The organism is Bacillus sp. V3-13 (assembly GCF_002860165.1).
GTDB lineage: Bacteria > Bacillota > Bacilli > Bacillales > Cytobacillaceae > Bacillus_BJ.
Genome location: NZ_PGUZ01000040.1, coordinates 1 through 15,799 on the forward strand (window position 1 = coordinate 1; position 15,799 = coordinate 15,799).

The window sequence follows — 15,799 nt, forward strand, 5'->3', positions numbered from 1 at the left end:
ACAAGAAAAGTGTCTTTTTTTCATTTATTTTACTGTATAAAACTGGTTAATCAACACGCCTGACCGAAAACAAAACTACAAAGTGAAAGTATAATTTTTTAATAATGCCAACCAAATCAATCAACTCCTTTTTCTGTATTAATTCAACTTCAAACCTAAACTATCCTACAATTTAACAAAGTAAAGAAAGAGAAAAATGGACTGCTACTACAGCCTATTAATGTTCAATTCTTGCGCCCGATTGTTAAAGTTTTAAAGTCAGCTTATACACTTGAGAATATCGAACAAAATGAACTGGACAGTTTAAACCATATAAAAAAGATAAAGACGATACCTTTATTACAATATCGTCCTACCTTTATCCAATTAATTTATTATCTTGTCGTCTTTATCATATTATAATGGACCCATAAAACTAGACACGAAATGAGGAGATGTTAAAGTAGGTTTATGACAAAAAGAAATCGATATACTCCAGAGTTTAAATCTCAAATCGTGCTAGAAATATTGAAGGAAGAGAAGTCCTTAAGCGAACTCGCTTCCCAACATGGGATCCATGCAAACCAATTGAGGCAATGGAAAAATGCAGCTTTAGAACAAATGCCGCAACTGTTTACGAAAGAGAACAAAAAACAGGATCAACTCATCTCTGATTATGAAGACCAGATTCAAAACCTATACGCCGAAGTCGGCAAGCTAACCACGCAGCTGTCGTGGCTTAAAAAAAATCTGGCATTAAAGACTAGAAAAGAAAGGCTGGATTTATTAGATTGGGAGGATTCACAACTGCCTATTAAGGCCCAGGCTGATCTATTAAGTCTTAATAGATCCAGTCTATATTATAAGCCTGTGGAGCCATCCCAAGAGGAGATTATCATCAAAAATCGCATCGATGAGCTTTACACGAAACACCCATTTTTTGGTTCACGTCGTATAAAAGAACATTTAGAAGCAGACGGGCTGCTCATCAATCGAAAAGCTGTTCAGCGCCATATGAGAGAAATGGGTATTGAAGGCATTCATCCAGGTCCAAACCTCAGTAAACGTAACATGCAGCACCGGATCTATCCATATCTGCTTCGAGGGCTTCAGATTGGTCAACCTAATCATGTTTGGGGCATTGATATCACGTACATTCGCCTAGAACGCGGCTGGATGTATTTAGTAGCCTTGATTGATTGGTACTCTCGTTATATAGTAAGCTGGGAATTAGACCAAACCCTTGAGATCGATTTCGTACTTGAGGCTGTAAATCATGGATTTTCCCAGGCTCGCCCCCAGATATTGAATAGCGATCAAGGAAGTCATTTTACTAGTCCACAATATACGAATCTAGTCAAATCCGCGGAAGTGAAAATTAGCATGGATGGTAAGGGCCGGGCTCTTGATAACATTATTACCGAGCGTTTTTGGCGCTCTATCAAATACGAAGAAGTTTATTTGAATGAATATACAAGCCCACGTGAAGCAAGAAAGGGCATTACAAAATACATTGACTTTTATAACCATACCAGACTTCATCAGTCATTAGACTATCAGACACCGTCCTCTGTCTACTATAGCTCTTGACATCCCCTCCACATTGTTCTATAAGTGGGAGAATGTTTGCCCTTTCAGCATGTTCTCCTCTGTAGAACCGCCGTATGAGATTCCACGTTTCATGAGCACCCCCACGCTCATAATGACACAAGGTAAGAGAATGCACCTTAACTTTTAAGAATCCGTGTCTTGACAATGGGGTCCATCATACATTGTCACCACTATCTTGATGGGTGTTTCTATGTCATTTAGCATTTGGTTAATATTACGTTTTATTTCAGGGGTTACAAGCGCAATTGTTTTTGTATTTATATCCGGATGGATATCTCAAGTAATTCATAATTACGAAGGCAAAAATCGAAATGGAATTATATTTGGAGGTGTGGGATTCGGAATTTTTCTTTCTGGTTTTTTAGTTCCATTATTAATGCCTATCTCTAACTGGAGAGTTATTTGGATCACGCTTGGACTAATTAGTATTGTTTTCACATTGATTTTCTATAGGTTCTTACCTGAATCTATCCAAAAATTACATTCTCCACACAAAAAAGACTCAACTGATTCTAAGCGTTCTGTTCTCGGTTTATATTTTTGTTATTTTTGTGAGGGATTTGGATATATTATTTTTGGTACTTTTATAGTTGCACTGTTAAGTAGTAATGAAACCTTACCTATTTCGCCTTCTGTTATATGGGCTATAACTGGATTAGCGGCTATCCCTTCTTGTTTGTTTTGGATGTGGCTGCGAAATCGTCTATCTTTAATTCGAACTCTTTCTATAGCCTATATTGTACAATTAACTGCAATTGTTTTTGTTATAATCTCTTCCTCCCTTATTTTCACAATTCTTAGTGGGATAGGGTTTGGTGGAACATTTATAGGGATTACAGTCTTATCATTTGAGAAGGCTCGTGAATTGCGGCCAGATGCCCCCCAACAACTTATTGCTGGTATAACCGCAGTATATGGGATAGGACAATTGTTGGGTCCAGTTGCGACGTCGTTTTTACATCAGGATGTCTCCTATGTTCCATCTTTTATATTATCTGCAGTTGTTATATTAGTTGGTCTCGTGACTTTTCTTATTTCTGATAAAATTTCAAGTTTTAAAGTTAAACAAAAGTCTTTAATTTAACTTTTAGATACAACTAAAGAACTTACTCCTTATGAATCTATAGTTGAAAAACTAGGAATTACCTTTATAGTTAAACCTATTTCACAAGGATGCAGCAAAGGTGTTTTTCTTGTGAAAGAAGAAAAACACTATCCGGAGGCTGTAGAAAAAGCATCTAAATTTGAAAATAATATTCTTCTTGAAGAATTTGTTCTTGGAAAAGAAATTACTGTAGGAATATTAAACCGAAAAATTTTGCCTATTGTAGATGTCGTTTATTCAAATCAAATTTTTGATTACAACACTAAATTTACTCCAGGACTTACCTCATATCAAAAATCTACTTTGCCTATTGAATTACGGTGTTTGTCATTATAGTTGTCGCATAATTCATCAATCCCCGAGTTCAGTCAAGGCTACCGCGCTGCGCTTGCTGACCTAGTGATTTGACGAAAGGAAAAGCGTGATTTCGATTCAAATCACTAAGGAAATGAGGAATATTATGGTTTCCTCAATGCTTCGGTCTAAATGCCATAACTATGTTTATACGGTTCACCACTATTAATCTACACTTATTTACCTTAATTAAATGGTTAAATTGGCAGCTCTTCCTCAATAATCTGGCCCGTTTGCTGAATAGTATAGGTTTCTACAAAGAGCATATATGCAGAAAAAAAGCCCGAGTTAATTTAACTCGAGCCGGCATATGATGATAGATCCAAGGTAAATGCGCTGCATCAAATTCATTTCTTAGTCAGCCAGGTACAGCACTCCACATGAATAGTCTGCGGAAACATATCGACAGGCTGCACTTCAATCGTCTTATATCCCCCATCCTCAAGGATCCGCAAATCCCTGGCCACAAGTGTAGCGGAGTAGCAGGAAACGTAAACTACCTTCTTCGTCTTCATTTCAATAATCGTCTGAAGCAAGGCTCCATTGCAACCTTTACGCGTAGGATCGACAACTAATACGTCAGCCTCGTTTCCTTCTTTATTTTGAAGCGAAAGCAGAGCTTTCTTATTATCAAGAATACTTGTAATCTTGAAGTCTCAGATTCAACCAAAAAGAAAAGTGCAAGTGCTTTGGTTGTATAATACACATCTATAATTGGGCAAATTTACTTATAGGAATTGGCAGCTGTAAAACCTAACGCACACCTTCCCACAGCTCCCGCTCTACGGCTCGAGGATCGTCCACAACCACCGAGGTCGTATCGAAGCGCATGGTTGCTCTGCGGTTGAGATCATACTTCGGCCAACCGCAGTCTCCATTGGTGGCAAACGCAACCCAGGCAGCATGCATGGTGTCAGCAAGCTGCTGCGGAGGGTTGTCTCCCAGAAGCGGCCCTACCATCGGCTTAAATCCCTTGTCGAGCGTGTCAAAAACGAAGGCAATCTCGAGCGCATGGCAAGCACCGAGAAGTCCGTTGAGCTGTGGCGAACGCCAGGCAAACTCGTACATATAGGTGGCCGAGGTGCGCCTCGCATGTGCATCGGCCAGGCGGATAGCGGGAATACGGCACCACCAGTCGGTCTGGATAGCCGCGAGCAGATCGCCGGGACTGGCGCCTGGGTGTGCTGCGCTATAGGCCGCCAATGTCGCTTCTACCGGGAGTCCGTATGCCGCCACAGCCCCGGCCAAAGCTTCATGGGTAACATGGTTGATTGCGCCACTGGCTACCAGGAACAATCTCCACTCGTCGGTGTTCGTGCCGACCAGGATATCGACACCCGCACCGGATCCGGCAACAATGCGATCAATAGGACGTGCAGGGATGATCTCCCCGTCGACTACAGGCTGCCACGGTAGCGTACTGGCCACCAACTCAAAACCCCAGCGCTCAGGGTCGGGATGCGCAAGAAGATCAGCTTCAACTCCGCCTGCGCCGCAAGCAGGCGATCGAGTGGGACCGCTGCGATCGCCTCTAGGCTTGCTTCGACGCCAAGCTTCCGGGCAAGATACTGGCCAATCTGCTGTGCAGTGGCAGCCGAGATCACCTGATGAGCCGCTCCACTCTGGGCGATGGCTCGCCTGAAAAGGCCATCGGCGCGGGGCATGGAAAGCAGCGTGCCGACGCTCATCGCACCAGCCGACTCACCGAAGATGGTGACGTTGCCGGGATCCCCTCCGAAGGCGGCAATATTATCCCTTACCCACTCCAGAGCGGCGACCTGGTCAAGCAAACCGAGGTTGGCGTTTCCGTCGCCAAGATAGAGAAAGCCATCGACACCGACACGGTAATTGATGGTCACGCATACGATGCCGTCGCGGGCGAAGCGGCTGCCGTTATACGTCGCCCCCGATCCAAGCTCAAACATACCTCCGGGAATCCACACCATGACCGGCAGCCCGGCCAACCCCAGGTCCGGAGACCAGATGTTGAGGTTCAGGCAGTCTTCACCAGGGACGGCAGGATCCGGGGCAAGCTCCGCAGCCTGCGGGTCAGGGCGCAGCTGAGGTGCCTCCGGGCCATAGGTGAGGGCGTCTCGTACACCGTGCCAGGGCTCAACCGGCTGTGGTGGCAGGAACCGATTGGGACCAAACGGTGGCGCTGCATAGGGAATACCTTTAAAAGTGAACACTCCATCGGCAACAATGCCACGCACCTCACCATGCCGTGTTTTGACAACTGTATTCATGTGTATACCTCCTTCAAATATTTTGGATCGAAAAGAGACTATCCAGATTTCCTCTCTTACTTTTTTTGTGCTTTGTCCAGGGCGTTTTCCACCGACTTTAGATAGGCCTTGGAAGTAATGGTTGCACCGCTTATGGTGCCCACCTGCAGCGACTGTGATTTGATTACTCTATTGTATAACTTATCTGTGAATTCCGGCGATTGGTTCTCTTTATGCTTTAGTAGTTTAATATCAGTGACCTTGCCTGAAGACACTGTAACCTGAACTTCATTGGCCCTCCATTTGTACATCCCACCTTCATATTTCCCAATATAAGTGCCGTCATTAAGCTGTTTAAAATCCACATCAGTGATAGGGAGGCTTCTACCTTCTCGGCGTTCCCCCGAAGTAAAAATAAGCGCTCCTCCCAAACCCGTCACAACAAAAATTACCAGTATAATTATTAGCATTCCAATCTTCCCCTTCCTTTTCATTCTAATCTTCCCCTTCCATTTAAGTTAAGATATTCACGCTTATACCTTCACCGGCCTGAAAGCATTCCTTCAAGCCAGCCGTAACGTGAACCTGTAAGTCTATGTCCACGAGAATGGCTTCAGCTCCGGAGAATCGTCTTAGAAGTTCAAGCCCCTTTTCCATCCCGGCTACGAACAATATGGTGGACAACGCATCAGCAGCCATGGAGCTATCGGCAACTATGGTCACGCTTACCAAACCTGATTCCGCCGGATATCCGGTAGATGGATCCAGGATATGATGATGCCTTTTACCGTTACTGCCAATGTAGTATCGCTGATAGTCCCCGGATGTAACCACTGCCTTGTCAGCCACAGAAACAAGACCCATTAAGCTGTTTTCCTGCCTGGGATGCTGGATACCCACACGCCACGGGGAACCATCAGGCTTTGTCCCTAAAGCCACCACATTCCCTCCGATATTTGTAAAAGCTGATGAGACGCCGTATTTCTTAAATACCTCCAAAAACTTATCGCCGGCAAACCCTTTTCCTATACCCCCCAGGTCAATGGACTGGCCCAGCCTTTGAAGTCCGGCAGCCTTTTCGCAGGGATCCAATAACAAGTCAGAATAGTCCACCAAAGGAAGAATATTCCTTATCCTTGATTCCTCTGGAGGCTTGAACGTATCCTTGCCGTTGTTCCATAAGGTTACTAAAGGCCCAATAGTGACATCGAAGAGGCCCTGGCAGTATCTTGAGAATTCAATAGCACGTGATAGTACCTCATACGTTTCACCGCTCAGCCTTTCGTATTTCATACCTGCAGACCTGTTGATCCTGCTTATCTCGCTTCCGGGTATAAAACGGCTCAGCAGTTCTTCCAGCCGTACAGCTTCATCGCGGACTGCTCTAAGAGATTCCTCAGCATGCTTGCCGAAAGCTCTGTGAGTCATCACTGTGCTCATCCCAACGTTCATTGAATGGGCAACTACCGCCTTGTCCACTTGCACCACTCCTTTCTCTAACTTCTCCTGTAATATTTTTGTCCTGGAAGTACCACTTGCGAATCATTTCACAATATAAGTTAAATCTAAAACTACCTGAGCAGTACTCGGTAACTGGATAATTCACACTGAAATAATACTCTCCTGTACGTGAATGAATATTTGATAAATTCATTCATGTACGGGCAAAAAAATGACTGCCTGTATCTATCTATTTTCGGCAATCAGTTAAGCCTTTCATTATGAACTCCGTTAAGTAATACAAAATCTGTGGAAAGTGCTGAATCCCGATTTCTCTTTTATGAATATCGATATAAAGTATAGAGTTAAAAAGGGCGAATATAAGCTCATCGTCCAGATCATCCCTTATTTTCCTTTCAGCCTTCCATTTTTTAATTAACTCTGCTTTACCGCTATGCATGAGTTCATCAATGCTCTCTATTCCGCCCTGGTCATAAAAATACTGCTCCAGTTTACTAAAGAGATCCCTGTTATACCATTCCTTTAGTATCAGATTTGAGTTCATGGCACTGATGTTCTGTTTCACTAGCTTTGTAACCAGCGTTACGGGATCATCATTCAGGTCAATAGATTCCACAATACTCTTTTTAAGTTTCTCGTTTTCTTTTAGATAAATCTCTAAGAAAAGCTTCTCTTTCGAGGAGTAGTAGTTATAAAAAGTACCTATCCCAATTCCGGCCATCTTTGCTATGTCTGAAACATTAGTGTCTTTGAATCCTTTTGAGTAAAATAACTCCCTTCCTGAATTAAAGATAGCTGCTTTTTTATCTATCAAGTAACCAACCTCCATCATTCCGAATGAACATTTTTAATATTCATTCATACTATAGCATTACTATATTTTTCCGTCAATCTTAATTACCAAAATTATTGAATGACAATAAAGTCTTTCAACATTTGACTACGTAAAGCCGCATTCTTCCGTTGAAAAATGCGGCTGCTTCAAAAAATATTATTTTCTTTTAATTCTAACCTAAAGACCGCACACAAGATTGATGACAATAAAGTTGTTTCTAAACATCTTTTTATTCCACAATCGCGCCCTATAATGGAATAACTTATCATCTTCTATTAACCAGTATTGCTGAAAAAGGGTCAATTTTTCGATTGGTTTTATTTTACTGACTTTCTTATTGTGCCGTATATCCACCGTCAACTGTTAATGTATTGCCTGTCATAAAGGATGAATCATCCGAAGCCATGAATAATACAGCTTTTGCCATTTCCTCTGCTTTGCCAAGACGTTGCATTGGTGTAATAGAAGCAAGCTCCTTTTTACTTTCTTCAGGAATAATTGGTGTATCAATAAAGCCTGGTGCTAAAGAGTTCACACGAATATTTTTAGTTGCATATTCTAACGCAAGTGAGCGTGTTAAGTTGAGAACCCCACCTTTTGCTGCATTGTATGCTGCCGACCCAGGTGAACCTACCCAACCATACATAGAAGCTGTATTGACGATAGTGCCACCACCTGATTTCAGCATTTCACGAATGGCCTCACGTGCTACTAAAAATACACCATCTAAGTCCACATTGACTGTGTTGCGCCATTCATCATAGGAAAGCTCCTCTGTTGGTGTAACACGCCCAATCCCTGCATTATTAAATACGATATCTACTTTTCCAAAAGCATCCACTGCCTCTTTGAAAATATTTTGTACCTCCTCTTCAATTGTAATGTTTGCTTTTACAAAAAGCGCTTCTGCATTTTGTACCTTTAACTCTGCTTCAAATGCTTTCCCTTTTTCTTCGTTTAGGTCCACAAGTACTACTTTTGCGCCCTCTTCAACAAATAACTTTGCAGTTGCAGCACCAATGCCTGATGCCCCCCCTGTAATGACTGCTACTTTATTTTGCAATTTACTCATGTCAATACATCCTCTCTCATTTAATGTTTTATAAAAGATCATCATTTGTTATATTGATATTTTATGTTAGATGAAAACTTATAACGCTCCCATACCACCGTCAACTCTATACTGAACTCTCGTGATAAATGCACTTTCATCAGAAGCGAGGAATAAAACTAAATTAGCAATATCAGTTGATTCACCATAACGTCCTAATGGAATACTTTGTGCTAATGCTGTTCTTGTTCTACATTCAATCCTTCTTCTAAAGAACGCATCATTCTTGTATTAACAGGTGATGGATGGATTGAATTCACACGTACATTACAAAAAAGACACCCAAAATATTAAGCCACCCTTATAGTGTTCGAATTAATATTTATAAGATTGTCCGCCATCAATTGGAATAACGGTTGCATTGATAAAGTTTGCTTGATCAGAAAGTAAGAAAGCAACTAAATAAGCAACTTCTTCTGGTTTGCCGAAACGCTTCATTGGGTTTGGCTCAACAAATTGTTTTCCAACTTCTTCCCAATTGACTGGATCAATTTGTTTTAATGAACCTTCGACCATTGGTGTCATGATGGCGCCAGGTGCAATGGCTTTGACACTGATACCGTATTGACCGTATTCAATACCAGAGTTTTTTGTTAATCCAACCACACCATGTTTACTAGCTGAATAACCAGATTGGTTTCCTACTCCACGAATACCACCAACTGAAGCAGTATTGACAATGGAGCCAAAACCTTGTTCTCTCATGACTTTCAACACGAATTTCATACCATAAAACACACCATTTAAGTTAATACTTACGACTTTTTGGAATTCATCAATACCAAAATCCTCTGTTAGGTTTTGTTTCCCTTCGATTCCTGCATTGTTGAAGAAACCATCAATTCTTCCATATTTTTCGACTGTTTCGTTTACATAGTTTTCAACTGCTTTTTCATCTGCCACATTAGCAGTGATTAACAACACTTCTGCATTTGGTGTGACTTCTAATACTTTACGTTTAGTTTCTTCTAAAGACGCAGCATTTAAATCAACAAGCGAAAGCTTTGCACCCTCTTTTGCTACTTGTAATGCAGATGCTTGACCTAAACCAGAGCCTGCACCTGTAATTAATACTACTTTATCATCAAAACGATTGCTCATTATGATTATCCTCCCTTGTTGTTCTTTCTAAATTTGAATAAAAACCATACTATCGTAAGATATCTGGAATGTTGAATAACTTATGATAATGTACCTCATAATTGTATATCATGTCCCGCAATAGGTTCGGTAAGGACGGGTTGATGGCTCAGGCAGTGTGGCGTATTCAGCCTGTTCTGGAGAGTGCGCGTAAGGAGTTGAAAGAACATCAAGAAGCCTTTCCATCACGCTGTAGTCTCCTTGTTTCACTGCGGCTTCCAGTGCTGCTTCTACCCGGTGGTTCCGAGGGATTACCGCAGGATTGCTGTTCCGCATCAACTGACTCGAGGAGGCTTTCGGTTGCTCCTGCCTGCCCAGCCTCTCCTGCCACAGCTCATGCCACTGAGCAAATTCCGGGGTCCCAAACAGGACCGTATCCTCATGTCTATCAAAAGTTAATGCGCGGAAGGTATTGGTATAGTCCGCACGATGCTTCTGCATCATACTGAGGAGGTCTTCAATAAGGGATTCATCCTGTCTCTCTTCGTTAAATATCCCCAGTTTTGCTCTCATTCCTGCGAGCCAATTATGGTGATACAACTCCGGAAATTCTGAAATTGCATCCTGGGCCAGTTGGACAGCCTCCTCCTGGTCTGCATGCAACAGCGGCAATAGGGATTCAGTAAATCTCGCGAGATTCCACCCTCCAATATTCGGCTGATTGCCATAGGCATAGCGGCCATGAATGTCAATGGAACTGAATACCGTAGCCGGGTCATATTCATCCATAAAGGCGCAAGGACCATAATCGATGGTTTCTCCGCTAATGGTCATATTGTCGGTGTTCATCACCCCGTGGATAAAGCCAACCAGTTGCCATTTGGCAATCAGGATGGCCTGACGCTTGATTACTTCACGAAGCAGCGAAAGATAACGGTTCTCATCAGCTTCAACGTATGGAAAATGGCGCTTTAGTGTATAATCAGCTAAAATTCGGAGTTCCTCAGCTGTGCCCCATTTTGCAGCGTATTGAAAGGTGCCGACGCGCAGATGACTGGCAGCCACGCGTGTCAGAATTGCACCAGGCAGGGCGGTTTCGCGGATTACTGACTCACCGGTAGTCACCACCGCCAGACTGCGGGTGCTGGGAATACCAAGCGCATGCATTGCTTCGCTGATGATGTATTCGCGCAGCATCGGACCAAGTGCAGCTCGACCATCGCCCCCCCTGGAATACGGCGTTCTGCCTGATCCCTTGAGTTGAATATCAAACCGCTCATCCAGGGGAGTCATCTGCTCGCCTAGCAACAGGGCCCGGCCGTCCCCTAACATCGTAAAATGCCCGAATTGATGCCCCGCATAAGCTTGAGCAAGAGGCAAAGCACCTTCAGGAATCCGGTTTCCAGCAAGCACAGCTGCGCCATCTTCGCTTTGCAGCGCCTCGGCGTTCAAACCCAGCGATGCTGCCAGTGAATCATTGAGAATGATCAGCTTCGGTGAGCGTACAGGGGTTGGGTTAAGACTTTTAAAAAATAATTTCGGCAGACGGGCATAACTGTTGTCCAAGTTCCATCCTGTTTCTTTTATTTCTTTTGTCATCGTATCTCCTTTTCCTCTTTTTTCTTTCTGTATTCTAATTTTACTTTTACATAAAACAAAAATCATAGGCATTCTTTATAATTTTTTAGTTGTCTGCTTTCCATATCAGCACAAGGCAGCCCTTTATAATGTCTGCTTCTGCCAATTTATTATACCCTTTCCACACAAAGATGACCCCCTTTAATCTTTTGGAGGTATGTACTGAAATCCGAGACGCGAAGGTTAAAAACATGGAAGCGACCTCCACCTCCGTTACTCCCTATATTCTTAACTGTGCGCTCAATACTTCATATAATATGGAAATGATCTTAAAAACGCATTCTTTAAAACAGGCACACAAAAGTATTAATTATGTGGAAATATATATATTATATAACGCTCATAAAACTCTAATAAAAAATCCCCTCAAACCATCAGTCTGAGGGAACACAAAAACATATTTAGTATTGACTATTCTCAATGATTTGCTTTTCTTTTTGATACAATGAAGTCCAATTCGGGTCATATTGTTCAACTCTAATGGGATATAACTTTCCGAGTTCTTCTTTATTCATATTAGCTCTTTTACTCAATTTGTGGAAAAATTTATATTTCTACACGGTATAAAAAATACCTGCTTATTGAACTAATCTGCCTGTTCGTACTATTCTTCACAATCTTCTCTGTAACTTTAACAAAATGTCCAATTTTCTTATAAAGTCTTATTCCACAACATAGCACGTTTGCTGAATAGCATTAGTTCCTACAGAAAACAAGCCCGAGTTAATTTAACTCGAGCTGGCATATAAGGTAAAATGCGCTTTTTCTTAATCAGCCAGGCACAGCACTCCATATGTTCAGAGTGTATGCGGCAACACATAGGGTGCTGGTGTGCATATTGCCATCCAATTGTTAGTCTCTAATAATTGGGGTGCAGTTCAATCACAGATAGAAAGATTATTTCTTTATGCCACTTTTTGAATATCTATCTTTTTCCCTTCTTTACGCCACTCCTTAAATTCAGCTGCTGCAGTGAAAAGTACGTCTGTGGACGAATTAAGTGCAGTTTCAAAAGAGTCTTGTAAAACACCTATGATAAAGCCAACACCAACTACCTTCATCGCAACATCATCCGGGATCCCGAATAAGCTGGATGCCAAAGGAATCAGTAATAGGGAACCGCCGGCAACGCCTGAAGCACCGCAAGCACATACAGCTGACAGTACACTGAGGATTAATGCAGTAGGTATGTCCACTTGAATACCCAGTGTATGAACCGCAGCAAGTGTCAAAACAGAAATAGTCACAGCGGCACCAGCCATATTGATGGTTGCGCCTAATGGAATAGATACTGAATATGCATCCTTATTCAAACCTAGATTTTCGCATAATCTCATATTTACAGGAATATTTGAAGCTGAACTGCGTGTAAAGAATGCTGTAATACCGCTTTCCTTTAAGCACTTAAATACGAGTGGGAATGGATTTTGGCGGATAACTGAGAACACAATGATTGGATTGACAACAAGGGCCACAAAAACCATACAACCAATCAAAACTGCTAATAGTTTTCCATAGCTTAGTAAAGACCCAATTCCATTTGTCGTAATAGATTCAAATACTAGACCCATGATTCCTAATGGAGCAAACCTGATGACCCATGTAACAATTTTGGACACAGCATCTGAAAAATTAGCAATCATCGTTTTTGTAGTATCAGCGGCATTTTTTAAAGCAACACCAAGAAGAACCGCCCAAGCTAAAATACCGATATAGTTAGCATTAAAAATGGCTTTCACCGGGTTATCGACAACGTTCAGCAACAAGGTTTTGAGAACCTCTACAACACCGCCAGGCGCCGTCACGTCCTCAGCGCCTGTTGCAAGTTTTAAGCTTACAGGAAACATAAAGCTTACAATAACGGCTATTAGTCCTGCTAAAAAGGTACCTAAAAGATAAAGGACGATAATGGTTTTCATATTTGTTTTGTGGCCACGTTTGTGTTGCGCGATGGCCGACATAACCAAGAACAGTACTAATACAGGTGCAATTGCTTTCAAAGCACCTACAAATAAAGAACCTAAAATGACAACCGGTTTTGCAACGTCCGGGATCGTTACAGCCAGGATAATACCAATGATCAAACCTGCAATTATTTGTTTAACCAAACTCACCTGACTCCACTTTCTCAGTAGACTTTTCATAGATATTTCCCCCACTAGTTTAAATGACATTTATTAGATATGTTCCACATTCCCTTTAGCTAGAGTTTGTCCTTGCGATTTTCTCCTTCGGTGTCTTTATGAGTCTCTCCAAAGGTTCATCCAATAGCAGTCATTTCTAATTAAATAGGGATCTGGAAGATTTACTTCTTCGGTGGATGACCAATTCCATCACATAAATACAAATGTCTTTCTCAGATAATATTATAATGAATATTTTAGATTAATTACAATATTATTATTTTCGAAAAATAATGTTTTAACTATCAAAATATTCGAATAAGTCATGAGGCACAACAGTACCGACAATCTGTTCGAATGAGCGATTACTATTCCAAAGGAATTTATAACTCTCAGGTGGGGAGTTTTTTATAAATGCAGGGTGACCTAAATGAAAAAAGCACTGCAAGTTTTGGAAAGGCCATCGACAATCGCGCGCTATTTCAATCATCATGACCGAGTGAGATTGTATATCCATGCTGTTCACTTCAATTTCATCTTCCCAGTTCTCGTTGGCCCGTAGACAATAAAATCTAGATTGTGTGACAAAGCTTTTGACCCGTGGTTAGCTGCCAAAGCATCGACAATACGAATTGTCTACTGATACCAATGAAAAGCATTCTCCACTGTATCTACAATATTTTCTCTCTATATGATAAGGTTCTCCGTAATTATCTAAATGAGGTTTTACAATTACTGATGATTCTAAGGATTATTACAAGGAGGGCTGTAGGTAAGCTCTATCATCATTTAATGGCTCGATGTATGGAGAAGTTTTTAATAAAATATTGATGTTATTTAAGACAATTGCCCAGGTATATTTTATAATAGATTTTAAGTTTCGATTAAGAAAGGATGTGAGCTATGCCTTACAAATCTCGTACTGAACCTGCTGATTTACTCATTTTAAAAATCTTAAACACTCGAATGAGTTTGTCTGATAAAGACAAGCAGCACTATTTCAACCTTAAAAAGGGTTATGAAGGGGAGAAAATATTTGATTCATTAACAGAAAGGCTTCAGTGTGAATGCATTATATTAAATGATTTGCTGCTCAAACTAAATAACACCATCTTCCAAATCGACTCACTGATTATTACTTCAGAAACCATTTACTTTTTCGAAGTGAAGAATTATGAAGGGGATTATTATTACGAATCAGATAGGTTATACAAGAAACCCAATTCTGAAATTAATAATCCACTAATCCAATTGAATAGAAGCGAATCTTTATTACGTCAGTTACTCCAAAACCTTGGTATAAATATACCTATTAATGCTTCAATCGTTTTTATCAACCCCGAATTCACCTTATACCAAACACCTCTCAATAAACCATTTATTTTCCCAACTCAGGTTAATAGATATTTAAAAAATCTAAATAAAACATCATCAAAGTTAAATGGAAAACACAAGATGCTGGCTGATAAATTAATTTCACTTCATATTAAAGACTCTCCTTTTATGTTATTACCATCTTATGATTATGACCAACTGAGAAAAGGAATTACTTGTAACAAGTGCACCTCGTTTTCAATTTCTGTCGAGGGAAGGAAATGTGTTTGTAAAGAATGTGGGTACGAAGAAGTAGTTGCAATTGCCGTAATGCGGAATGTGAAAGAATTTAAGCTTCTTTTTCCTAATCGAAAGATTAATACTAATGTAATTCATGAATGGTGCAAAGTAGTAGCATCTAAAAAGAGGATAACAAGGATTCTAGAAAAAAATTTTAAAATAGTAGGGGTTCATCAATGGTCCTTTTACGAATAAAAAACAAAATAATTATGTTTGAACTTCAAAGATGCCTTGTTGCTATTTTTATTTTTTAAATCTATAACAGCACAATTTTCCCTACCTCATTTATGTGAATTGGTCCTTCATTGCCGTGGCCTACACTTAACTAATTTTGTCCTTCACTACCTGGATGAAGGACTTTTTCCTAGCTCACTTACGCAATTTTGTCCTTCATCGCCTGCATGAAGGACTTTTCCCCAGCTCACTTAACTAATTTTGTCCTTCATCACCTGAATGAAGGACTTTTCCCTAGCTCACTTACGCAATTTTGTCCTTCATCGCCTGGATGAAGGACTTTTCCCCAGCTCATTTAACTAATTTTGTCCTTCATCGCCTGGATGAAGGACTTTTCCCTAGCTCGCTTAACTAATTTTGTCCTTCATCGCCTGCATGAAGGACTTTTCCCCAGCTCACTTAACTAATTTTGTCCTTCATCACCTGAAT

General features: G+C 41.0%; 14 protein-coding genes and 1 pseudogene. 4 read left to right on the forward strand and 11 right to left on the reverse strand.

Features of this window, described 5'->3' with window-relative positions; genetic code table 11:
- The first annotated feature begins 450 nt into the window (after positions 1-450).
- The 3 genes from CU633_RS15105 to CU633_RS15115 all read left to right on the forward strand — a co-directional run bounded on the left by CU633_RS15105 (position 451) and on the right by CU633_RS15115 (position 3,031).
- Positions 451-1,569, forward strand: coding sequence for an IS3 family transposase (locus CU633_RS15105; protein ID WP_101661428.1), 1,119 nt, complete (start codon positions 451-453; stop codon positions 1,567-1,569).
- Between the two features lie 196 nt (positions 1,570-1,765).
- Positions 1,766-2,674 carry a YbfB/YjiJ family MFS transporter gene (locus CU633_RS15110; protein WP_374703379.1) on the forward strand — a complete coding sequence of 303 codons (909 nt, stop codon included), beginning with the start codon at positions 1,766-1,768 and terminating at the stop codon, positions 2,672-2,674.
- A gap of 39 nt (positions 2,675-2,713) precedes the next feature.
- A complete protein-coding gene (locus tag CU633_RS15115) occupies positions 2,714-3,031 on the forward strand; it encodes a hypothetical protein (protein WP_101661430.1) in 318 nt (105 codons plus the stop codon).
- Positions 3,032-3,396: 365 nt separating this feature from the next.
- Here CU633_RS15115 and CU633_RS15120 read toward each other — a convergent pair.
- From CU633_RS15120 to sstT, 11 genes and pseudogenes are all read right to left on the reverse strand, one after another.
- A pseudogene (locus CU633_RS15120) lies at positions 3,397-3,648 on the reverse strand (23S rRNA (uracil(1939)-C(5))-methyltransferase RlmD); the annotation flags it as partial.
- Positions 3,649-3,802: 154 nt separating this feature from the next.
- The gene (locus tag CU633_RS23100) at positions 3,803-4,477 is read right to left on the reverse strand and encodes a carboxylesterase family protein (RefSeq protein ID WP_257958845.1); all 675 of its coding nucleotides are present in this window, start codon (positions 4,475-4,477) and stop codon (positions 3,803-3,805) included.
- A complete protein-coding gene (locus CU633_RS23105) occupies positions 4,447-5,295 on the reverse strand; it encodes a carboxylesterase/lipase family protein (RefSeq protein WP_219620962.1) in 849 nt (282 codons plus the stop codon). The genes CU633_RS23100 and CU633_RS23105 overlap by 31 nt, the downstream gene beginning before the upstream one ends.
- Before the next feature lie 56 nt (positions 5,296-5,351).
- Complete coding sequence (locus CU633_RS15130; RefSeq protein ID WP_219620963.1) at positions 5,352-5,768, reverse strand: FMN-binding protein; 417 nt, start codon at positions 5,766-5,768, stop codon at positions 5,352-5,354.
- A 19-nt stretch (positions 5,769-5,787) separates the two neighbouring features.
- Entirely contained in the window at positions 5,788-6,753 is a 966-nt protein-coding gene (locus tag CU633_RS15135; protein ID WP_219620964.1) for an FAD:protein FMN transferase, read from the reverse strand.
- A gap of 211 nt (positions 6,754-6,964) precedes the next feature.
- Positions 6,965-7,546, reverse strand: coding sequence for a TetR/AcrR family transcriptional regulator (locus CU633_RS15140; RefSeq protein ID WP_219620965.1), 582 nt, complete (start codon positions 7,544-7,546; stop codon positions 6,965-6,967).
- Positions 7,547-7,904: 358 nt separating this feature from the next.
- The gene (locus CU633_RS15145) at positions 7,905-8,642 is read right to left on the reverse strand and encodes an SDR family NAD(P)-dependent oxidoreductase (RefSeq protein WP_101661433.1); all 738 of its coding nucleotides are present in this window, start codon (positions 8,640-8,642) and stop codon (positions 7,905-7,907) included.
- A 78-nt stretch (positions 8,643-8,720) separates the two neighbouring features.
- Positions 8,721-8,882 carry an SDR family oxidoreductase gene (locus tag CU633_RS15150; protein ID WP_374703380.1) on the reverse strand — a complete coding sequence of 54 codons (162 nt, stop codon included), beginning with the start codon at positions 8,880-8,882 and terminating at the stop codon, positions 8,721-8,723.
- Positions 8,883-8,996: 114 nt separating this feature from the next.
- Positions 8,997-9,782 (reverse strand): SDR family oxidoreductase, encoded by a 786-nt coding sequence (locus CU633_RS15155; protein WP_101661434.1) that lies wholly within the window; start codon positions 9,780-9,782, stop codon positions 8,997-8,999.
- A gap of 108 nt (positions 9,783-9,890) precedes the next feature.
- Complete coding sequence (locus CU633_RS15160) at positions 9,891-11,360, reverse strand: protein adenylyltransferase SelO (protein WP_101661435.1); 1,470 nt, start codon at positions 11,358-11,360, stop codon at positions 9,891-9,893.
- Between the two features lie 944 nt (positions 11,361-12,304).
- Entirely contained in the window at positions 12,305-13,543 is a 1,239-nt protein-coding gene (gene sstT / locus CU633_RS15165; protein WP_101661436.1) for a serine/threonine transporter SstT, read from the reverse strand.
- Positions 13,544-14,425: 882 nt separating this feature from the next.
- On the opposite strand from sstT, the gene CU633_RS15170 reads away from it, so the two are divergent.
- Positions 14,426-15,331 carry a nuclease-related domain-containing protein gene (locus CU633_RS15170; RefSeq protein ID WP_101661437.1) on the forward strand — a complete coding sequence of 302 codons (906 nt, stop codon included), beginning with the start codon at positions 14,426-14,428 and terminating at the stop codon, positions 15,329-15,331.
- Positions 15,332-15,799 lie beyond the last annotated feature (468 nt).

Coding starts and splice junctions, on each gene's coding strand:
- sstT (WP_101661436.1), bottom strand. CDS start 13,543: ATGAAAAGTCTACTGAGAAAGTGGAGTCAGGTGAGTTTGGTTAAACAA.
- CU633_RS15145 (WP_101661433.1), bottom strand. CDS start 8,642: ATGAGTAAATTGCAAAATAAAGTAGCAGTCATTACAGGGGGGGCATCA.
- CU633_RS15105 (WP_101661428.1), top strand. CDS start 451: ATGACAAAAAGAAATCGATATACTCCAGAGTTTAAATCTCAAATCGTG.
- CU633_RS23105 (WP_219620962.1), bottom strand. CDS start 5,295: ATGAATACAGTTGTCAAAACACGGCATGGTGAGGTGCGTGGCATTGTT.
- CU633_RS15130 (WP_219620963.1), bottom strand. CDS start 5,768: ATGAAAAGGAAGGGGAAGATTGGAATGCTAATAATTATACTGGTAATT.
- CU633_RS15155 (WP_101661434.1), bottom strand. CDS start 9,782: ATGAGCAATCGTTTTGATGATAAAGTAGTATTAATTACAGGTGCAGGC.
- CU633_RS15170 (WP_101661437.1), top strand. CDS start 14,426: ATGCCTTACAAATCTCGTACTGAACCTGCTGATTTACTCATTTTAAAA.
- CU633_RS15160 (WP_101661435.1), bottom strand. CDS start 11,360: ATGACAAAAGAAATAAAAGAAACAGGATGGAACTTGGACAACAGTTAT.